Source organism: Pseudoalteromonas phenolica, assembly GCF_001444405.1.
GTDB lineage: Bacteria > Pseudomonadota > Gammaproteobacteria > Enterobacterales > Alteromonadaceae > Pseudoalteromonas > Pseudoalteromonas phenolica.
In genome coordinates, this window is record NZ_CP013187.1 from 2,413,254 (window position 1) to 2,434,623 (window position 21,370).

Genomic DNA, 21,370 nt, shown 5'->3' on the forward strand with positions numbered 1-21,370 from the left:
TAATTACACAGAGAAAGGATAAGCAATTGGCTCATGGTATTGATAACCCTCAACGTCAAAATCGTCGAGTGTTACCCATGTTTCAATATCTTCTAAGGTTTTGATCTCTGGATTAATATGTAGCTTAGGAGATGGGAAAGGCTCTCTTTTAAGTTGAACATCGCGCATAAGCTCTAATTGATCTTCATAAATATGCGCATTGACTATTTTGTGGTATGCCTTACCGGGTTTGTGACCCGTAATTTGCGCCATTAATGCCAATAAAGTAAACACTTGTATTTGGTTGAAGTTTTGACCTAACGGCACGTCACATGAACGTTGTGATGATGTTAAATATAGCGTATCACCCAATAGAGAAAAAGTATGTGTGTGCATACATGGGCGTAAACACCCCATTTCAAATTCACCTGGATTATAAAATGTCAGAATCTCACCACGGTCATCAACACCATTACGTAAATCGTTATAGATTTTTCGTAACTGATCAAATTCTTTACCTTCTGAGTTACGCCAGTTACGACCTTGTACACCGTAAACACGACCCATATCGTCTTCACCTTTACGATAAGGGTTTTGCAACCAGGCTTCGTTATCATTCGCATTGGCGTTCCAAGTATTGCAACCAATAGCGCGAAATTGCGCAGCGTTATTATAACCACGAAGATAACCAAGCAACTCAGCAATGGCTGCTTTCCAATAGCTTTTTCTAGTTGTTACTAGAGGAAATTCATTCGCAGCTACATTGTATTCTAAATCAGCGTTAATAACTGATAAGCAACGTTTACCGGTTCTTTCGTTTTCAACCCACACACCTTCATCAACGATGCGACGGCATAAATTTAAATACTGGTCCATAAAAATACCTTAATTCTGAACTCTACCCTTCATATTTAAGAGTAATTATTTTTGTGCGGCTGGTTTTGTTTTATATGCCCAAATCATAATACCAAGGCCAGCAATGATCATTGGCATTGATAGAATTTGGCCTTGTGAAATCAGGCCGCCATATAAACCAATATGGGCGTCAGGTTCGCGGAAATATTCGATACAGAATCTAAAGAAACCGTAACCGAATAAGAATAGGCCAGCGACACTGCCCGTAGGGCGTGGCTTTTTAGCAAACCAAATGAGCATAATAAATAACACTAGGCCTTCGAAAAAAGCTTCGTATAATTGCGATGGATGACGCGGTAATGGCCCACCAGTTGGGAATACCATCGCCCAAGGCACGTCTGACGTACGGCCCCATAATTCACCATTGATAAAGTTACCAATACGGCCAGCCAATAGACCAACAGGAACCAATGGTACGACAAAGTCGCCAACCGCAAAAGGTGAACGTTTAGTACGCCAAGCGAAAATAAAAATGGCAGTTATCACACCTAATGCGCCACCATGGAATGACATGCCCCCTTCCCAGATTTTGAAAAGGTAAAGTGGGTTTTCTAATAAATAGGAGAATTGATAGAACAGCACATAACCAACTCGACCACCTAAAATCACACCTATCATGCCGTAAAATAATAAGTCATCAACTTCTTCTGTTTTCCAACCTGAGTTTGGTTTTGCTGCTTGACGCTTACCAAACCACATTGCAAACGCAAAGCCGATTAAATACATGAGTCCGTACCAACGGACACTTAAAGGCCCAATCGAAAAAATGATGGGATCAATTTGTGGAAACTCCATAGCCTTTCCTTAATTAACAATCATGTTGGCAGCGATAACCATGAGTAGCGCTGCAAAGATTTTTTTTATTGTTGAAACAGGTAAATATTGCGTCGATTTTGCGCCTATTGGCGCCATAAACCAGGAGGTTGAAACAATGCCTAGTAGAGCCGGTAAATAAACAAACCCAGCAAAGCCTTGAGCCAACTCAAAATGCTTACTACCTGCACTGATATAACCCAGCGACCCAAATAAGGCGATTACAATACCACAAGCGGATGCACAGCCGATGGCTTTTTTCATATCCATTGAGAAAAACGTCAACAAAGGTACAAGTAACGCCCCCCCTCCGATACCAATCATCGCAGAAAGGCCACCTGTAATACTGGTAAAAAAAGTTAAAATAGGGCCATTTGGTAAGGCTCTCGAAGGCGGTGTCGCTGCTTTCCTGCTGCTGTAGAGCATTTTTAAAGCAATTAGAACCACACAAACAGAGAAAATAATCCTAACTACCGCTTCAGGTAGAAGAGAGGCCATAAAGCCACTCACTAAAGCCCCTAAAGCCACACCTGACATGATCCAAGGTGCGACTTGCCACGGTACATTACCATTTTTATGATGAGCTAAAGCCGAAGACGTCGAAGTAAATAGAATAGAAGCCAAAGAGGTTGCGATCGCTGCAATCACTACCTGTTCTGCTGGAAGAACATCAAAATGCAACAAAATAGCGCTTAATACAGGTACTATGATAAGGCCACCACCTATCCCTAATAACCCGGCTAAAAAGCCTACACCACTGCCCAAAATGGCACAGTAGAGGACAAGCAGTAACAAGTCATTCATGAACGCATTCTCTTCTTATAATTTGCGCGTCATTTTACCCGATTTGAAATTGATTAAACACCTGAAATAAACCTTAACAAACAGTTAGTGTTTAGATTGGTAGAGTAATTCACTAAACTCATTCTCTATCATAAAGCTCTTAAGTAAACGGTGAACTTGTTTCGTCGTCGATTGCTTTAGACACTCACTTAAAAGCGCTTCCATATCAGCGACTTTTAAACGCCTGAGTACCCACTTCACCTTACTCATTGTCGAAATATTCATACTTAAACGTCGATAACCCATTGCTATCAATAAAATAGCGCCTTCAGGTTCACCGCCTAACTCACCACACAAGCTAAAGGGCAGTTCTAAATTTTGACATTGTGAGGCAACCTGGTTGAGCACACGTAATACACTCGGATGGAATGGGTCAAAAAGATCGGCTACTTGCGCGTTATTTCTATCAACCGCAAGTAGATATTGGGTTAAATCATTACTACCGACCGAACAAAAGTCGACTTTGTCAGCCCACTCAGGCAGTAAATAAATGCTAGAAGGCACTTCAAGCATGACGCCGATTTCTGGTTTCTCGATTTGAATAAATTGATCAGCCCACTCTTCTTGCAATTCAAAGTAAGCTTGCTCGAGTAACTTAAGCGCTTCATCTACTTCTTCGGTATGACTCACCATAGGTAACATAATCTTTAGATTACCTAATCCCGTATTGGCCTTTAACATAGCTTTAAGCTGATCTAACAACAGCTCAGGATGATCTAGAGAAATCCTGATCCCGCGCCAACCCAGAAACGGATTTTCTTCAGTAAAGTTAAAATAGTCGAGTACTTTATCGCCACCAATGTCGAGCGTTCTCATTACCACATTTTCTGGGTGATAACGGGTCAATACTGCTCTATACCATTGCTCTTGTTCAGCTTGTGTCGGAAATTGGCCTTTTTGCATAAACCAAGCTTCTGTCCGGTATAGACCAACCCCATCACAGTATTTGGCAATTTCTTGCTCTGTCGACAAATCCAAACCTGCATTTACTAACAAGCTTATATGCTCGCCATCAAGCGTTACAGCTTCTAAATGATGCTCTGCTTCAAATTTATCATGTAATTTACTTTCTTGAAGATGTAGCTGTTTATATTCTTTTTTAAGCGCAGGCGTGGGCGAAATATAAACTCGCCCTGCATAAGCATCTAGAATGATATCTTTGTTTTCAAACTGTAATAACGGAATGTCTTCAATACCCCAAACAGCTGGAATGCCCATTGCTCTGGTAAGTATAGAAGCGTGTGAGTTTGCAGAGCCATTCACACTGATCACCCCTTTTAAGCGCTCTTTTGGTACTTCAGCCAACATGGTCGGAGTTAATGTGTGCGTAATTAAAATAGTATCTTTTGGATAGGATTTAACGGCTTGTTCTGTACTCATAAGATGATGTAAAACACGTAACCCTATTTCTTTTACGTCTATTGCTCGCTCTTTTATATAAGGGTCAGACATAGCATTAAATTGGCTAACCAAGCTTTCAATGACATATTTTAGTGCGCTTTTTGCACTCCACCCTTGCTCTAGCTGCGCTTCAACCTGTCGGCCTAAACTGCGGGCATCTAATAATTGCTGATACACTTCAAAAATCGCGACTGCTTCTTTTGGCATAGAGTCACTGAATGTTGAAGCCATAATATGAAAGTCTTGTCGTGTTGCAGATACAGCTTGTGCAAAAAGCTTTTTCTGTTGTTCCACATTATCGCTTCTTTGCATATCTATGCTTTCAAAATCAAGTTTTGGGATCACAACAAAACCGTGTCCTAAAGCAATGCCCGGAGAACCCGACACCCCTTTTAGCACAGAGGTTTTTTTAGCTGTTGTTTCTACAGATAAAATTGATTTTGCTTCGGTGTTAGCTAGTTGAGATGCTAACTGAGCTGATAAAGTAATTAGGAAAGATTCTTCGTCATTGCTAAATGAGCGCGCTTGCTTTTGCTGTACAACAATAACGCCAATGACTTTTCTCTGATGAACAAGTGGCACCGATAAAAAAGCATTATAACCTTCTTCGTGTACCTCGGGAGAAAGCTTAAATCTTGGGTGAGACTGAGCATGGGCGATATTGATAGGCTCTTCACGTTGCGCAACTAAACCAACCAAGCCCTCTGTAAAGCCAATTCTAAAATTACCGATTGCCTCTGGATTCAGCCCATCACTGGCCATCAAGATGAAATTATCTTGGCTGTAATCAGCGAAGTAGATAGAGCAGCACTCTGTGGCGAGTGCTTCTTTTACCATGGCGACAAAACGATTAAGTGCATCAGTTAATGTGGGCTGTTGCGCCACTGCTTCAACAATGGTTCGTAATGTCGCTAGCACAATCTTCTCCTTAATCTAACGGCGATGTCGCCAATGATGTTGCTCTTTAGATGAATGCTCTTTTCTATTAAAAGGCATTGCAAATGGTGCGAACTCTTTCATCACACGGCGATATACATCACGCTTAAAAGACACCACTTGACGAACAGGATACCAATAACTCACCCACCGCCAATCATCAAACTCGGGGTGATGCGTATGTAATAAGTCTACATCTTCATCTTTACAACGGAGTTTCAATAAAAACCATTTTTGTTTTTGACCAATACACACTGGGCTTGAATCTTTACGGATCAAGCGCTTAGGCAGTTTGTATCTTAACCAATGTTTAGAGCTTGCAACAATCTCAACATCTTCTGGCTTTAACCCAACTTCTTCATGTAACTCTCGGTACATGGTTTGCTCTGGGGTTTCACCATCGTCTACTCCACCCTGTGGAAACTGCCATGAATGTTGTCCATAGCGTCGTGCCCAAAAAACCTGACCTTGATTATTACAGATCACAATTCCGACATTGGCACGAAATCCTTCGGCATCAATCACCTTAGTGCCTCATTTCTTAAGTCGATATTTTTTGATTGTTCCATAACTTAATGCCTACAGCAAATATAATTCCAGCTTTCTACCACCTTATCCACAGGTTAACCTTAAAATTGAACAACTTTTAGTTTTAATAAATTAAATCCACAAAAATACTGTATAAAACTCACTTTCTCCACAGATTCTGTGGATAACTGTGTTTATATTACTGTATTTATCCAAAGGTACGGGCTAAAACAACTCAGTAAGGAAAACACAACTTAAAAAAAAGTGTTATATTTCATATGAGTAGAATAAACCACTGTATAAATAAGCGGGTTTTTATTGAGCAAAAATCAAAAAAATAATGCTTTTAAAATCCTGCTCGCTTTTTAAACAAAAATATAATAGACATAAAAATTAAGGCTTTCAGTCAGTTGTGGTCGCTTGGTAGCCATAATAAACGTGAAAAGTACGCTCTTTATTTAAACGTTTGCTTTCGATGCATGGACTTTATTGAATTAGGAGGCTGGAAGCGTAATTAAAGCAATGAGCCAAAATAAAAGCCTGCTTTTACCAAACAGGCTTATTGAGTAGTCAACAAATCTGGGATACTAAAGAATCGATTAAATTCTCTCAGTATTGCTATTTATTTAGCTTTCTCCAAACTTCAGTCTCTTCAGTACCAGCTACCATTCCTTTGTGATGCCAATAAATCACTTTTTGTCCATGCTCTTGCTTTTCCTCAAGCCAACCTTTAAAAGTAAACACTTTACCAGCGTGCTCACCCAGTCCGCTTTGCTTTACATGCTTTTTTATATGCTCTTTATAGCTATCACCTTCAACTGTGAACGTACCCGATAAATAGCCTAGAAATTCTCCTTGCTGCATATTGTTGAAAGCAAATTTACTGCCTTTTATTGTTTTGATCGCCACCAGCGTTGAGTTATCAGCATAAAGTACCTCACCACTCGCTGTTTTATATTCACCTTTTATAAATTGCCAATCACCTTCGAACTGGTGAGCAGATAAATTAGTAGACATGAGTGCAATAATAAGAATTGAGATGAGTCGTAATGTCATGTTGTTTTCCTTGTTTATTTTTTACAAACCAAATGTCACATACAACACCATGAGTTTAATAGACTAAAAATATTAAATTTTATTAAAGCATCTTAGAAATTATTAAACCAACCGCCACAGAGCAACAAAAAGGCAAAACCTTTCTCAATAAATGAGAAAGGTTTTTTATATTGATACTCAGTTAAGCTTCTAGTTCTTTGCGAACAATTTCAGCACCTTTCGCTAGCGCTGTTAGCTTACCTCGTGCTACTTCTCTAGCAAGAGGCGCTAAACCACAGTTTGTACTGGGGTAAAGTTTGTCGGCATCTACATAACGCAACGCTTCACGTAATGTGTTGGCCACTTCTTCTGGTGTCTCAATGGTATTGGTTGCCACATCAATAGCGCCAACCATGACTTTTTTACCACGGATCAAAGAAAGCAGTTCTATTGGTACACGAGAGTTATGACATTCAAGAGAGATAATATCTATGTTTGATTGCTGAAGCTTAGGAAAAACCTCTTCATATTGACGCCACTCTGAACCCAGAGTTTTCTTCCAATCAGTGTTGGCTTTAATGCCATAGCCATAACAAATATGTACTGCCGTTTCACAGTTTAAGCCTTCAATGGCACGTTCAAGGCATTTAATGCCCCATTCATTTACTTCTTCAAAGAAAACATTAAACGCAGGCTCATCAAACTGGATAATATCGACACCAACCGCTTTCAGTTCTTTGGCCTCTTGGTTAAGGATCACAGCAAATTCCCAAGCCAACTTTTCTCGACTTTTGTAATGGTCATCAAATAAAGTATCAACCATAGTCATAGGACCCGGTAAAGCCCATTTAATTGGCTTATTTGTTTGCGCACGTAAGAACTTTGCGTCTTCAACAAATACAGGTTTTTGACGTGAAACAGGTCCATAAACAGTGGGTACACTGGCATCATAACGATCGCGTATTTTAACTGTACGGCGATTTTCGAAATCAACGCCATCAAGATGCTCAATAAAGGTCGTGACAAAGTGTTGTCTGGTTTGCTCACCATCGCTGACAATGTCTAAGCCAGTTTGATACTGCTCTTGTAATGACACACGTAATGCGTCGTGTTTACCATCAATTAATTGTTGTCCTTCCAATTTCCATGGTGACCAAAGTACTTCTGGTTGCGCCAACCAAGATGGTTTTGGCAAACTGCCTGCTGTTGATGTTGGTAATAATGTTTTCATTTTACTAATTCTTTTCTAGGGTAATTAAGCACTCGACCTTACGTAAATGTAAGGCCGTTTTGTAGGCAAAAGTTGATTAAGCGAAGTTTGCCGACCACTGAGCCAAAATATTTTGGTAAGGCTTTATAAAACACTCTTCAGCAAACTTACCTTGCTCTTTGGCTAAACGACTGCGCTCTTCACGGTCATAGATGATTTGTGTAAGCGAATGATCAAGGTTTTTTAGATTCGGTTTATAAATCTTGCCTGCAACCGCGTTGGCGTTATAAATCTCTGGGCGGTAGATCTTCTGAAACGTTTCCATGGTGCTAATGGTGCTTATAAGCTCTAAGTTGCTGTAGTCGTTCAATAAATCACCAAAGAAATAAAATGCAAAAGGCGCAACGCTGTTTGGCGGCATAAAATAGCGCACTTGTAGGCCCATCTTTTGGAAATATTGCTCAGTCAGTGACGATTCATTCGGTAAATATTCAAAACCTAGCACTGGATGCTGATTTTCTGTACGGCGATAGGTCTTGTTATCTGAGACTGATAAACAGATCACAGGTGGTTTTTTAAAATTATTTCTATAAGTCTCTGAGTTTACAAAATACTGGAATAACTTACCGTGCAGATCGCCAAAGTCTTCAGGAATACTAAACTGCGGCTTATCTTTATTATGATTTAGAAGTAACACGCTAAAGTCGTAATCACGTACATAAGACGAAAAATTATTGCCCACTATGCCTTCAATGCGCTCATTCGTTTGCTTATCTAAAATGTAAGTTTTAAGCACCTCAATCGACGGGAATGCCTCATCACTCCCCGTAATATCCATATCTACTGACACAATTTCTAACTCAACAGCATAACGGTCGGCATTTGGGTTATCCCAATGGGCAAGTGCATTAAAGCGGCTGTCGATCATGGTTAGGGCATTACGTAAGTTTGCCTGACGACTTTCGCCACGGGCTAAATTTGCAAAGTTAGTGGTGATACGTGTGCTGGTTGATGGCTCGTAATGTTCGTCAAGGCGCTGCGTTTTAATGCTGAAGTTAAAATCGTGACTCATGTGCTTTGTACCCTTTTTAATGAGATAAATAGTAAATTGCTGCTCCCTTCACTTACCTAGCCTTTACTGAATATCTAAGTAAATCATGTTTATCTTGTACAGACTTACTAAGGAATACTTAAATTCGTTTGGTCTTGCGTTCGGAGCACTATTAGTTATACGGATTCTATAACTTGAATAAAAACGGTTTAATTTCACCTAAAACATGAGTTTGATTCACGTTGCAGGGGTCATACTTACCCATGTTGAACAATGAAAAGCCAAATTATTTAGAAAACCACAATAGAAATCTAGACGTCTAGAATTAATTTTCTCTTGTATCTATTTCCTTCATACAAAACATGAGGATTTTTCAAAACTTATCTCTCATTTAAGAAAAACAAGCCATTGAGATGTTGATATACTCCCGAGCAGTCTGGATGTCTATTTATCAATCACATCTAAGCAATGGTTAACTTTAATAAGAGAAAATGGAATGAGTGAGTTAATATTATTGGTGTTGTACTGCGCATTACTTGGCAGTGTTGTGGGCTTTTTAGCTGGGTTATTAGGTATTGGTGGCGGTTTAGTTATTGTACCAATATTAAGTATTATTTTACTGCATTTTGAAGTGCTGCCTGCTGAGCAAGTGGTTGTTGCAGCCATTGCGACTTCTTTGGCTTCAATCTTGTTCACCTCGACTTCTTCGGCTATTGCACATCATAAAAATGGTAACGTGCCATGGGAATTAGCTCCTTGGATCATGACAGGTGTCGCCTTTGGCGCCCTAATAAGCGGCTTTATGGCTGCACTTTTACCTGAGCACATTGTAAGAATTGTATTTGCAGTGAGTGTTGTACTTATTGCACTAAAAATGTTTTTAAGCAGTAAAACCGACACACCTAGTGAGCGCACTTTACCGAATAAAGGTGTATTAACCACATTAACCACTATAACTGGTGGCCTTTCAGCCATGATAGGTATTGGCGGCGGTGCACTTTTAGTGCCGCTGTTAAGCTTTTTCTCAGTCGATATGAAAAAGGCCATTGGCTGCGCCTCTGCCTGTGGTATCGTAATCGCCCTATTTGGCTCAATTGGTTATATCAGCTCAGGCAGTAGCCATTTTTCACTGACTGATGGCTTTGCCGGGTTTGTGTATTTACCTGCACTACTTGGTATTGTTTGCACGTCTTGGTTTACCGCCCCCCTAGGTGCCAAGGCTACACAGAGCTTACCGGTATCTACCATTAAAAAAGCGTTCTCAGGCCTGTTAGTCATAATGGCTGTAAACATGGTCGTTTAATCATTTTTAGGGGCTTAAAAGCCCCTTATTACAGCAACATCACAAAACTATTCATTGCGAAAGCTAGAGTTCTTCTGGCTATAAATCCAGCTCAAATTTATCACCAATCAAAAAGCTGTTCGAAAAACAAGCAAATTACTGCTATACGTTAAACAATCTCTGAAAAGTGTAGAGTTAATATGAAACTAACAGTATCACTTCGAATATTTGGTGGTTTTGCAATATTACTTTTGCTCTCCATAGTTATTTATCTAGTTGCCTTAATGGGAATACGCTCTATCGGTTCCGGGGTTGAGCAAATGAGTGAAAAAAGCGTACCTACACTTATTGCAGGCGCAGATCTGGCACAAAACATATTAATCACTGAGTTATCACTGATAGAGCTTTCCACGACTGAAAATGAGCAAGAAGCTACTCGATTACGTGATTTAATAAAGCAAGCAAATCAAAGTAATAACTTAGCCATTCAATCACTCAGTCAATTTATTGAACCGAATAGTGACTCATTCGCTTTATTAAAAGAAACTAAAGCATTAAACACTACCTTCCTTGAAGCGAGTGATCAGGTTATTACTGATTACTTTAAATTACTTACGTTACTCTCTATTACACAAGAACGCGCTCGAGAGTTTGGAGACATGGGTGACGAAAGTTTAAGCCTTGCATATGATTTAGAAGGGTTAAGTGAAGATGAGAGTATCAATGACTCTATCACTGAATTTGTCACGCTCATAGAAAGCAGTGTAGATGAAGCAAACGCTGCTTTAGCTTCCAATATCACTTTTGAAATTCTAAGTATCGAATCTGCTTTGAAAGACTCTAAAGGGGAATTAAAGAGTTTATTTAATAAATTTTCGCAATCGCCAGAACTCAGAGACGATGAATCAGTTTCTTCAATGGCAGACAATTTAGAACGATTTTTAGCTGCACTTGTCGGCGAGCAAAGTGCTATTAAAGCAAGATTAGATAGTCTAAAACGCCGAAAAGAAGTGTCAGAGCAACTTAAACAAGCTCAGCAGCTGGGTGATAGTACCAGAGAAATATTGATCCAACTTAATGACAAAATAAAATTAGCTACCAACGAAATAAAAAATGATGCGCTTGAATCGGTAAGTCAACATCAGTTAATTACCACTGTCTTAACGCTGATCACTCTATGCTTGTCTGCATCTGTCGCCTATTTTGTGACTAACTCTATCAAAAAGCCATTACATCATGCAGTTACACAAATAAAACAGGCTGCAACAGGAGACATGACCGTTCACTTCACTAAAATGCGTGATGATGAATTAGGTGAACTCGCTGATAATATGCAAAGTTTGGTCAATACCTTAAGGCAGACATTAAAAGAAATAGCCCATAATTCTAATAGCCTAGCGACCACAGCAGAGGAAACTAATACCATCGCCAAACAGAGTTTTGACAGTGCCTCTTCTCAAAACGACAAAATGCAGGTAATGACCCACTCTATTGCGGAGATGACTGACACTGTGCAATCAGTGTCTAACAGTATTCACCACACTTTGGAACAAGTTGAAAAGTCGAATAATGATGCTGAACAAGGACAAATATTACTTAATCAAAATATAGACAACATTCACTTACTTGCCGATGCCATTAAGCAATCAGCGACAGTGATAGAAACATTGAACGATGACACGAATAACATCAGCTCTGTGTTAGACATTATTCGGGGCGTTGCTGAGCAAACTAACTTATTGGCTTTAAATGCAGCCATTGAGGCAGCAAGAGCTGGAGAGCAGGGTCGAGGCTTTGCGGTTGTTGCCGACGAGGTGAGAACTTTGGCAAGTAAAGCCCATGACGCAACACAAGAAATTCAACAAGCGATAGAGAACCTGCAACAAGGTGCAAAGCAAGCTGTTGCAACCATGTCTAAATCTCAGCAAGAAACTCAGCAATGCGTCGACGGCATTCAAAATGTGGATGAAATGCTTGGCTCAATTTTAAGTGGTATCACAAACATTAAAGATATGAGCCAACACATTGCGACCGCCGCTGAACAACAGAGTATTGCCGCTGTCACGCAAAATGAAAATATGAAAGAGATGCAACACATCACGGAGCTTTCTGCTTCTCATGCTGAAGAAAATAATCAAGCAAGTCAGCAGTTAGCTTCTATGGCCGAAACCCAAAGAGAACTTTTGAGTAAATTTAAAACCTAGGAGCAACCCATGCGATTATTTTTATTATGTTTAATAATTGTCATCCCTTCTTTTACCTATAGTGGCGCAACACAGGCCGGTACTTGCGAAATAAAGTACACGCGAACGGCTTGCCCTGGGAAAGAGAAAATTAGTTACAAGAAATGTAAAGGGAAGCAAAAATGTTCAAAATTCAAAGAAGCCGCAACCGCAGCTGAGTGTGGCACAATGGCTGTTAAATCATGTCGAAATAAGCGCCTAACGGTGACTAAGTCTAAAGTCATCAATGCACTGTTTGATGGGCAACAAATTAAAGCAAGTAATGGCAATGATGACTTTTGTACAGTTTATGAAAAAGCCAGCGAAGAATTTAATAAATGTGATGGGTAATAAAGTAATTAAAACTTCTCATCACTTTTTAAAAAATGTTTTGAGAAGACATGCTGCTTGAGTGAACCTGAGGCGTGTTGCCATTTGATTTGAGTACGATTCAAACTTCAAAGGCAAACATGCCTTAGCATTATCAATTTCAATAAAATTTAAATTAGCTGCTTGTATTAGCATTAGTTACAATAGCTCTGTTATAACTCAGAGATATTTCAATGCTAAAACCTTCTCCGCCACTCACCATTAATGAACTCATGCAACGCGTTGAGCAAATTGCAGGGCTGACCCTAGGCGAGATTGCGGCTGAGTTTAACTTTAAAACCCCAGAACATTTATTACGTGAAAAAGGCTGGCAAGGTCAATTATTAGAATATGTACTGGGTGCCACCGCAGGCTCAAAACCAGTTCCTGACTTTGAGCACTTAGGCATCGAGCTTAAAACCATACCCATTGGCTTTAACGGCAAACCACTTGAAACGACTTATGTATCGGTTGTTCCGCTAACTAACCTGACAGGTATGACTTGGCAATCGAGTACCGTAAAGAAAAAGCTTACCCATGTTTTATGGCTGCCGATTCTTGCTGAAAAAACCATTCAACCGATAGATAGAACTATCGGATCTGGATTTTTGTGGCAACCAAGCTTAGCGCAAGAGCATCAATTGCAAAGAGACTGGGAAGAGCAAATGGAGCTGATCGCACTTGGCCGAATAAATGAAATATCTGGCCATTTAGGTGAGGTGATGCAAATTAGACCAAAAGCCGCGAACAGCAAAGCGTTAACTGATGTCATTGGCCCAAATGGTACAATGACGCAAACCTTGCCGCGCGGTTATTACTTGAAAATTCCATTCACCGCCCAGATCCTAGCAGATCAATTTGGACTCTAAGATTTACTAATTTATCTCCTGATTCAAGAATACAGCCGCGCCTAACAAGCCCGGTTGCGGTTCAGTGATCACAAATACTGGCGTCTGCTCAGCAATATGAGATAAACGCCCTTTTGCGATAAAGCGCTCACCAAAATCACCTTGTTTTAAAAATTCGATAAACCTAGGCACAATACCACCCGCGATATAGATCCCACCAAAACTGCTATTAAGTAATGCAAGATTACCTGAAAAGCTACCTAACACTTTACAAAACTGTTGCAGTGCCAAACAACATAAACCACATTTTACTGTAATAGCATTATGAGAAATCTCAGCCGCGCTCAGAGCAGCTTGATGTACTGATGAATGGCTTCCTTTAATGGAGTTTTGGTAATCCACTATTGCGCTGTAAATTTGCTCTAATCCATAACCTGACAATAGCTGCTCATAAGAGATCCGTGGTTTTCTGCTATCGAGATAGTTGAAAATAATCAAGTCCAGCTCATCTACCGGTGCGAAATCAATATGCCCGCCTTCTGAGTTAATACAATGCCAAAAATGATTGTCTTGCATTGTAACCGGTGTAAGAGTCGCAACCCCAAGCCCAGTACCTGGCCCACAAATCGAAATAGTACTGTTTGCCCTCCCTTGCAATGGCCCTCGGATGTGACACTTTTGCTCATCACTTAAAAAAGGCACTGACATCGCGATGGCTTTGTAGTCATTAATTAAATACAAGCTCTGTAAGCCTAACTCAGCCTCAAGCGCAGTTTGCGAAAACGCCCAAGGCAAGTTTGTCATTGAGATCCAGTCTTCATCAGTCGGACAGGCAATCGCAAGACACGCATGTAAAGACTTGCCTCTGATTTTTTGTTCAGCAATATACAACTTAAGCACATCAGACAGTTCATCATAGTCAGCACATTTATATGTGCTGACATGCGTTAACTGATTGTCTTTCGTTGCTTGCGCAATGCGGATATTGGTACCACCAATATCCGCAACAAGTCTAATTTCAGTTACATTATCCATAATTACTCACACTGAATACTGGCGGATTGACCTTGCTCTGGCGCAAAGTGAATGTCACTGATAGAAAGATTTGCCTTACCGCTGGTAGAAATCGCAAATGGCATAATCACTTGGCTATATTTCAAACCTTGTTTAGCAAAGCAATTTAAGTCAATTGATAAATTCTGCCATTGCGTGTCCGGTAGCCTATTCAGCTGCTCAGTGATGTCTACCTGCGCTCTACAGCTACCTGGTTTATCGCCTTCACTTTCACAATGACTCGAAATAATCACAGGCTGCTCTGCAAGGCCATCGCGCATGAGCTCAATCACTAGTGCGGCATTACTGGCTTGCATCATAGATAAGTCTTCTCTAAACCAACTTTTGCTGACAAATTCCATACCCGCATTTTCAAGACCTGTCCAAACCAGTTTGAATGCGTCTTCTTGGATATGTTTATCTATTGTGCGGTACTCAAGGCCTTTTAGAGCGATACTGCTCGACATCACAGCTTGATTGTTTGCCCCTGAGAACAAACGCATTTGCCAAGGCGCGAAAGTCTTCCCTTTGAATACATAGCTGTTTGCATCTGCACCGTTATCAAGCTCAACTTTTTCACTCAAGTTATTTGATAACACAGACTTATCACCGTACTGCAAACCAAAGCCATAAGGCAGTAATGGTGCATAATCGGCGTCAAATCGATTTACCGGCTTACTTGGGTGACTAGGCCAAGAGAATGACAATTTACCTTTAAAGTCATTTTGCACCTTACCCGCTTTATCTGTCAGCAGCACATCTGCAACTGCATCGCCTTCAGAGCCTGGTAGCCAAGCAGCGACAAAAGCATCACTGCTATTCAACTCTGGATTGACCCAAAGTGGACGGCCACTGATAAACACTGAAATGACCGGTATACCTTGCGCTTTTAACTTTTGTAATAAGGCTAAATCACGTTTATCACCTTGTTGATACACGAGGTTTTCTTTGTCTCCATGGCCTTCCGCGTATGGCTCTTCACCAAACACCACAATGGCAACATCAGGTTTGTTTTCAAAACTACCGTCTTCGCTAAGCGTAACCTTGCCACCAGCAGCTTTGATTTGTTCAGCTAGGCCGTCGTAAATTGAAGAACCACCTGGGAAGTCGGCATTTTCATTGTTGGTGCCCTGCCAAGTAATTGTCCAACCACCCGATTGCTTGCCAATATTGTTTGCCGCATCGCCCGCAATCAAAATATTTTGCTTAGGAGAAAGTGGCAGTAAGTTATCGTTATTTTTAAGCAACACTAGAGATTCACGCACTGCCTGCTTTGCAACCTCACGGTGCTCAGCATGCCCGATCAAATCTGTTTTATTGGCATATGGACGATTTGCAGGACTTGCTTTATCGAATAAGCCTGCACGGAATTTCACACGTAAAATACGCGTTACCGCATCGTCAATACGCGACATTGGAATAACTCCAGCACGCACTTGTTTAATGGTGTTTTCCATCAAGGGTTTCCACGCATCCGTTGGTACCATATACACATCAAGACCTGCATTCACCGCTTGTGGACAGTCGTGGTTGCTACACCCTTTGATTTGACCATGGCCGTTCCAATCACCTACGACAAACCCATCAAAACCCATTTTGTCTTTTAAGACATCGGTAAGTAGATATTTATTGCCGTGAATTTTCTCACCATTCCAGCTATTGAAAGACGCCATTACAGACTGTGCACCCGCAGTCAAACCACCCACATATCCTTGCGAGTGAATGTTGAATAAATCCAACTCTGAGTCGATGTTATTACCTTGGTCGTCGCCTTTTACCGTGCCGCCGTCACCCACAAAGTGCTTAACCGTACTAATGACTCTATCATCGCCTAAGAAGTTATCGCCTTGTGTACCCTGCAAACCATGAACAATTGCAGCAGCATATTCTTTCACTATTTCAGGATCTTCAGAGTAACCTTCGTAAGTTCGGCCCCATCTATCATCACGAACCGTAGCGACGGTTGGCGCGAACACCCAATCGATACCAGTTGCCATCACTTCTTTTGCGGTCACTTCGGCAATTTTAACAATCAAGTCTGGGTTATTTGCGGCGCCTAACCCGATATTATGCGGGAACAGCGTCGCGCCAATCACATTGTTGTGGCCATGTACCGCATCTGTGCCCCACATGGTTGGAATGTTGATTCCGTCTAGAGAATCATCAACCGACGCTTGATACATGGCCTCAGCTAAATCAACCCAATCTTTCACACTGGAATGTTTATTGTTATTTGGAAATGCACCACCGCCATTGAGGTATGAGCCAAAGCCATAGCGACGCATATCTTCTACTGTGATGTCACGGATCTCAGGTTGGATCATTTGCGCGACTTTTTGCTCTAGCGTCATTTTCGCCAACAGTTCAGCGACGTTACGCTCAATCTCTGGATCTTTTTTCACTTCAGAGTTAATCGTCGGCCAAATATCTAAGCCAGACTTTTCTACTTCAACAGTGTCGTTTTGTTTTGCACATGATGCCAGTAAACCTGTGACCATCACTGCAACTAATGATTTTTTTAAACGCTTCATTTTATTACCTCTCAGAAGAGCTATTTACAGGTTTATGACCTTTTAAGCCGAAGTAGCCAATGAACACATAACACAGTGCTGGCAATAAGAAAGACAGTTGAACACCGACGACATCGGCAAGCATGCCTTGGAATAATGGCACGATTGCACCACCAACAATGGCCAGACAAAGTAAACCCGCGCCATGACTTGCTGCATCGCCTAGTTTATTGATTGCTAAACTAAAGATGGTTGGGAACATGATTGAATTGAATAAGCCAACAGCCAGAATTGACCACTTCGCCACTGCGCCCTCTGACATCACTGCAACCACAAGCAATACAATGGCCATCACTGCATTGAATGCCAGCACTTTACCCGCTGCGATTTTTTGCATCACAACAGCACCGATAAAGCGGCCGATCATAGCACCACCCCAGTAGTAGGCGATTAACTTAGCGGCTTGCGCTTCATTCAAACCTGCGATATTTGGGTCGTGTAAGAAGTTCACTAAAAAACTACCAATGGCGACTTCTGCACCTACATATAAAAAGATGCCAATTGCGCCAAGTTTAAGGTGCGTATATTTCAATGCGGTTTTAATCGATGGTTTTGATTGTTCACTTTTACCCAGCTCAGGCAGCTTAATAAACGCAAAAACCACAGCTAAAGCCAATAACGTCAGTGCTAAAAATAAATAAGGGATTTGTACCGCTGTCGCGTCAGTTTGCGCAGCTGCATTTGTCTCTGAGAAAATCAGCCAAGCACCAAAAAATGGCGCGACGGTTGTACCTAAAGAGTTAAACGCTTGCGTCATAGTCAAACGCGAAGAAGCGGTTTTTGCAGGCCCAAGTGCGCTCACAAATGGGTTCGCTGATACTTGCAAGACCGTGATACCTGCAGCCAGTACAAATAGCGCCCCTAAGAATAAGGCATAAACGCCCAAAGCCGCCGCAGGATAAAATAAAAAGCACCCAAGACTTGCTATTGTAAGACCCGTGATTATGCCCTTTTTAAAGCCAATTTTACTCACTAAAGTGCCAGCAGGGATCGACACAATAAAATAAGCGCCAAAGAAGCAAAATTGCACTAGCATGGCTTGAGTGTAAGTGAGGGAGAAAGCGTTTTTTAAATAAGGAATTAAAATGTCATTTAGACAGGTAATGAACCCCCACATAAAAAACAAAGTGGTTAAGGTGATCAACGCAAAAGTATTATTCTGCGGTTGTTCAACCTGATTGTTTGTATCAAAAGTACCTATAGAGCTTGCCATAGTCATATTCCAGCATGCCAAACCCAGAGCGCTCGCATATAGAGATTGCTAGCACCTGAGTTTTAATTAATCTTGAATGGCTTACCTCAAAAAAGAGGTAAGCACTTGTTATGAGTTATATTGAATTAATTGAACGAATAACGAACACCTACCGCATAACGAGGGCCATATTCTCTTGCAAATAAGAACTGACGCTCGTAACGGCCATAGCCTTGCTCTGTTTCGTTATTCAAGTTGATGCCTTCAAAGAACACGGTTACTTGGTCGTTCAGATCATAGTTCACACTCATATCCCACTGTCCAAATGCCTTAGCAAATTGTGGGGGGTTATCTGAAGAGCCCTGATCTTGACCAACACCAATCAAGTATTCATCACGCCATGCATAAGTTAACTTGATTGATAAACCATCTTTTTCATAAAACGCTTGTAAGTTTGCTGAGTCACTTAAACCTGTTAAAGGGGTTTGCTGGTCTAAACTGTTCACATCGAATTCAACATCGCCGTTTACGAAAGTCGCATTAACGCCAACACCAAAGCCTGTTTCACCAATAAGGTGCTGAACAGCAACTTCAATACCATCTACTGACTTAGTATCAGGCGCATTAAATGGACGCGTGATGTCCCAAACCATCAAAGGATCATCCGAATTGGGCGTGATATAACCTTGCTCGTTTAGTGTTGAACCATTCGCTTGTATTTGAGCAAAAATAGCATCGTTGGTAGCTTGCTCTCCACGCGCTTCAATGTCAGCCACAGCCTGATTCCAACGAGGGCCTTTGTAAATATCATTAAAACCTTCAATCGTTGTAGACACAATTTGACTACCTATGAAGTTTTTAACCGATTTGTCAAAGTAACCAATCGCTGCGTAGCTGCCTTCTGCGTAATAGTACTCTAAACTTAAATCGAAGTTTGTTGATTCAAATGGTAACAAGTTAGTGTTACCTTCACTCGCATTGCGCGAGCCAATTTTTGGACTACCTGATAGGCTACGACCGCCTGCTAAATCACCTAAAGGCGCGCGCGAAATGGTTTTACCCCAAGACACACGTGACACTAGGTCATCGGTTAACTCTACTTTAATATCAAGCATAGGTAGAAACACATCATGCTCACCTGTCAGCGTTAGTGTGTTGTTTTCACCAGGAAGATATTGAGTGTGCCATTCACTGCCGCCTTTCCACCAAACTGAAGTTGGAACTGGTTGGAATACATTACTGGTTACATCAGTTTCTTCGTAACGTACACCTGCATTTAATTGCACAGGGAAATCTGCAATTTCAAACTCCCAGAAGCTTGATAAATAAATACTGGTTGTTTCTTCTGTAACCGAGCCCTTCGAGAAAGTACCCAAATCGTGATACGCGGTTGTTGCGAAGGAATCGTCACCACCTAACAATTCATTGGTTAAAAACGCTTCAGAGCGAGCTACAACTTCATCAAAGTCGAAGGTGTAATAATAATGTGGATTTAAATCACTGCCACCACCAGCAAAGGCATCTAAGAAATCGCTGGTATCGTGCTTAGTGAACATGCCATCAGGGAACAATTCAGGCCAAGAAGGGTTAAACAAAAAGCCACCAATTAAGCCACTCCAAGCATTAGAACCACTCATTTCCTGTTCGGTACGTGCAGCACCAAATTGAATATTTACTAAGCCAATATCGTCATAGTAAACATCCCAAATACCATCTAATTGAATCTGATCTACAGTTGCTTTACCTGGAGAGTGAACAAATTGACTAAAGTGTGAATCCATTTCACTGGCTAGCAATTCGTTTGTACCATTGTTCCAAAGGATATTCGCGTGAGGTACTTCACCTGTACGATAGTCGTACATTTTTGTAATAAGCTGGTCTGATCCTAAAACCAATGAACCATGGCTGCCTAAGCCCTTGTCTGCACCATTATCTGTCTCGCTTTGAGAATCATGGTAGTCCAAGGTCAGCTTCAAAGAGTCTGTAACTTGCCAATCAAAGTTAAAGCCTAAAGAACGCTCATCTACTTCTGTTGTCGCACGGGAGGCTGTAAAAGAGCCATCATTACCACCGATATCTGCATAAATAACAGTGCCATTTTCATCTAGCTCATACGCATTGATATTGCCACCATAGTCGTTCCACATCCCCCAACCAATAGAGTTCATACCTGTCACCGCTTTGGTACCCACATAGTCTAATGTGAATACCATGTCATCAACTGGTGCATATTGGAAAACTATATGCCCATTGGTGCGCTCACGTTGAAAATCGGCAATACCGTAGTTCATATCCCGCGGAAAAAAGTGGTCTCCCACTCGGTTTCCTTCATCATCTAACGGGCGAGGATCAACAACTTTGTCCGCATCTAAGTTACTGGGCAAATCGACATTAGCTTGCCAACCTTGAATATTGGCACCTTGCTGTTGAAAATCACGACGATGATGGTTAAAAGAAATGGCAAAGCCCACGGTATCATCTAGATACGTGTTTGAGTAAAGTGCTGAGAACTCAGGCGTGATATCTTCGCCTGCTTCATTTGATGAATCATGAATTGCTTTTGCCGACACCGAAAACTTCTCTGTGGCGCTGCTAAGAGGTTTTGCTGTCACAATGTTAACCGTTGCACCCAGACCACCTGTTGGGTTGTCAGCTCGCGCTGTTTTATAGACTTCTAATGCCGATACACCACTTGAGGATAAATTTTCAAAGCTGTAGGAGCGAGTATTACCCGTACCAGGCATTTGGCGACCATTTAAAGTCACTAGGTTAAAATCAGGACCGAAGCCACGCACCGTGATTTGGCTACCTTCACCATTACTGCGGCTAACTGCAACCCCCGTTATACGCTGAAGTGATTCAGCCAAGTTAGTGTCTGGGAATTTACCCATTTCTTCTGCTGAAATAGCATCAACGACACCCGACATATCACGCTTTACATTCATCGAGCGGATCAAACTGCCTTTGATTCCACGTACTTCAATAACTTCAACGTCTTTTTCTTTATCAGCTTCATTCGCTTGTGCGTTGACTGTAAAGCCTGTGCTTAATGCCGCACATACATAAAGTGCGATTTTTGATTGTTGGAATTTAAATGTGTTCATAATTGCCCTACTAAAATCT

Annotated in this window: 16 protein-coding genes; 4 read left to right on the plus strand and 12 right to left on the minus strand. The window is 41.2% G+C overall.

The window, feature by feature from the left end; genetic code table 11:
- Positions 1 to 3 precede the first annotated feature (3 nt).
- The 8 genes from PP2015_RS10580 to PP2015_RS10615 all read right to left on the minus strand — a co-directional run bounded on the left by PP2015_RS10580 (position 4) and on the right by PP2015_RS10615 (position 8,732).
- Positions 4 to 855, minus strand: a complete 852-nt coding sequence (locus PP2015_RS10580; protein ID WP_058030261.1) for a thymidylate synthase — start codon at positions 853 to 855, stop codon at positions 4 to 6.
- Between the two features lie 45 nt (positions 856 to 900).
- Positions 901 to 1,689 (minus strand): prolipoprotein diacylglyceryl transferase, encoded by a 789-nt coding sequence (gene lgt / locus PP2015_RS10585; RefSeq protein WP_058030263.1) that lies wholly within the window; start codon positions 1,687 to 1,689, stop codon positions 901 to 903.
- A 9-nt stretch (positions 1,690 to 1,698) separates the two neighbouring features.
- Positions 1,699 to 2,511, minus strand: coding sequence for a sulfite exporter TauE/SafE family protein (locus tag PP2015_RS10590; RefSeq protein ID WP_058030264.1), 813 nt, complete (start codon positions 2,509 to 2,511; stop codon positions 1,699 to 1,701).
- Positions 2,512 to 2,595: 84 nt separating this feature from the next.
- The gene (ptsP, locus tag PP2015_RS10595; protein ID WP_058030266.1) at positions 2,596 to 4,869 is read right to left on the minus strand and encodes a phosphoenolpyruvate--protein phosphotransferase; all 2,274 of its coding nucleotides are present in this window, start codon (positions 4,867 to 4,869) and stop codon (positions 2,596 to 2,598) included.
- A 15-nt stretch (positions 4,870 to 4,884) separates the two neighbouring features.
- A complete protein-coding gene (rppH, locus tag PP2015_RS10600; protein WP_058030268.1) occupies positions 4,885 to 5,412 on the minus strand; it encodes an RNA pyrophosphohydrolase in 528 nt (175 codons plus the stop codon).
- Between the two features lie 621 nt (positions 5,413 to 6,033).
- Positions 6,034 to 6,471, minus strand: a complete 438-nt coding sequence (locus PP2015_RS10605; RefSeq protein WP_058030269.1) for a hypothetical protein — start codon at positions 6,469 to 6,471, stop codon at positions 6,034 to 6,036.
- 181 nt (positions 6,472 to 6,652) lie between these two features.
- Positions 6,653 to 7,681, minus strand: coding sequence for a methionine synthase (locus PP2015_RS10610; protein ID WP_058030271.1), 1,029 nt, complete (start codon positions 7,679 to 7,681; stop codon positions 6,653 to 6,655).
- A gap of 76 nt (positions 7,682 to 7,757) precedes the next feature.
- Positions 7,758 to 8,732, minus strand: a complete 975-nt coding sequence (locus PP2015_RS10615) for a DUF1852 domain-containing protein (RefSeq protein ID WP_058030273.1) — start codon at positions 8,730 to 8,732, stop codon at positions 7,758 to 7,760.
- Positions 8,733 to 9,207: 475 nt separating this feature from the next.
- On the opposite strand from PP2015_RS10615, the gene PP2015_RS10620 reads away from it, so the two are divergent.
- From PP2015_RS10620 to mutH, 4 genes are all read left to right on the plus strand, one after another.
- Positions 9,208 to 10,014, plus strand: coding sequence for a sulfite exporter TauE/SafE family protein (locus PP2015_RS10620; RefSeq protein ID WP_058030275.1), 807 nt, complete (start codon positions 9,208 to 9,210; stop codon positions 10,012 to 10,014).
- Between the two features lie 179 nt (positions 10,015 to 10,193).
- Complete coding sequence (locus tag PP2015_RS10625) at positions 10,194 to 12,197, plus strand: HAMP domain-containing methyl-accepting chemotaxis protein (protein ID WP_058030276.1); 2,004 nt, start codon at positions 10,194 to 10,196, stop codon at positions 12,195 to 12,197.
- A 9-nt stretch (positions 12,198 to 12,206) separates the two neighbouring features.
- On the plus strand, positions 12,207 to 12,566 hold the full coding sequence (locus PP2015_RS10630) for a hypothetical protein (RefSeq protein WP_058030278.1): 360 nt from the start codon (positions 12,207 to 12,209) through the stop codon (positions 12,564 to 12,566).
- Between the two features lie 212 nt (positions 12,567 to 12,778).
- Positions 12,779 to 13,453, plus strand: a complete 675-nt coding sequence (mutH, locus tag PP2015_RS10635) for a DNA mismatch repair endonuclease MutH (RefSeq protein WP_058030280.1) — start codon at positions 12,779 to 12,781, stop codon at positions 13,451 to 13,453.
- 6 nt (positions 13,454 to 13,459) lie between these two features.
- On the opposite strand, the gene PP2015_RS10640 is transcribed toward mutH, so the two are convergent.
- The 4 genes from PP2015_RS10640 to PP2015_RS10655 form a co-directional block, all read right to left on the minus strand.
- Positions 13,460 to 14,467: a glucokinase gene (locus tag PP2015_RS10640; protein ID WP_058030281.1), complete on the minus strand. Its 1,008-nt coding sequence runs from the start codon at positions 14,465 to 14,467 to the stop codon at positions 13,460 to 13,462.
- A 2-nt stretch (positions 14,468 to 14,469) separates the two neighbouring features.
- Positions 14,470 to 17,016 carry a glycoside hydrolase family 3 protein gene (locus PP2015_RS10645; protein ID WP_058030283.1) on the minus strand — a complete coding sequence of 849 codons (2,547 nt, stop codon included), beginning with the start codon at positions 17,014 to 17,016 and terminating at the stop codon, positions 14,470 to 14,472.
- Between the two features lie 4 nt (positions 17,017 to 17,020).
- Positions 17,021 to 18,268, minus strand: a complete 1,248-nt coding sequence (locus PP2015_RS10650) for a sugar MFS transporter (RefSeq protein WP_083496566.1) — start codon at positions 18,266 to 18,268, stop codon at positions 17,021 to 17,023.
- A 125-nt stretch (positions 18,269 to 18,393) separates the two neighbouring features.
- Complete coding sequence (locus tag PP2015_RS10655) at positions 18,394 to 21,351, minus strand: TonB-dependent receptor (RefSeq protein ID WP_058030287.1); 2,958 nt, start codon at positions 21,349 to 21,351, stop codon at positions 18,394 to 18,396.
- Positions 21,352 to 21,370 lie beyond the last annotated feature (19 nt).

Coding starts and splice junctions, on each gene's coding strand:
- PP2015_RS10640 (WP_058030281.1), bottom strand. CDS start 14,467: ATGGATAATGTAACTGAAATTAGACTTGTTGCGGATATTGGTGGTACC.
- PP2015_RS10610 (WP_058030271.1), bottom strand. CDS start 7,681: ATGAAAACATTATTACCAACATCAACAGCAGGCAGTTTGCCAAAACCA.
- mutH (WP_058030280.1), top strand. CDS start 12,779: ATGCTAAAACCTTCTCCGCCACTCACCATTAATGAACTCATGCAACGC.
- PP2015_RS10615 (WP_058030273.1), bottom strand. CDS start 8,732: ATGAGTCACGATTTTAACTTCAGCATTAAAACGCAGCGCCTTGACGAA.
- PP2015_RS10605 (WP_058030269.1), bottom strand. CDS start 6,471: ATGACATTACGACTCATCTCAATTCTTATTATTGCACTCATGTCTACT.
- PP2015_RS10650 (WP_083496566.1), bottom strand. CDS start 18,268: ATGGCAAGCTCTATAGGTACTTTTGATACAAACAATCAGGTTGAACAA.
- PP2015_RS10625 (WP_058030276.1), top strand. CDS start 10,194: ATGAAACTAACAGTATCACTTCGAATATTTGGTGGTTTTGCAATATTA.
- PP2015_RS10580 (WP_058030261.1), bottom strand. CDS start 855: ATGGACCAGTATTTAAATTTATGCCGTCGCATCGTTGATGAAGGTGTG.
- PP2015_RS10620 (WP_058030275.1), top strand. CDS start 9,208: ATGAGTGAGTTAATATTATTGGTGTTGTACTGCGCATTACTTGGCAGT.
- lgt (WP_058030263.1), bottom strand. CDS start 1,689: ATGGAGTTTCCACAAATTGATCCCATCATTTTTTCGATTGGGCCTTTA.
- PP2015_RS10655 (WP_058030287.1), bottom strand. CDS start 21,351: ATGAACACATTTAAATTCCAACAATCAAAAATCGCACTTTATGTATGT.
- PP2015_RS10645 (WP_058030283.1), bottom strand. CDS start 17,016: ATGAAGCGTTTAAAAAAATCATTAGTTGCAGTGATGGTCACAGGTTTA.
- PP2015_RS10590 (WP_058030264.1), bottom strand. CDS start 2,511: ATGAATGACTTGTTACTGCTTGTCCTCTACTGTGCCATTTTGGGCAGT.
- PP2015_RS10630 (WP_058030278.1), top strand. CDS start 12,207: ATGCGATTATTTTTATTATGTTTAATAATTGTCATCCCTTCTTTTACC.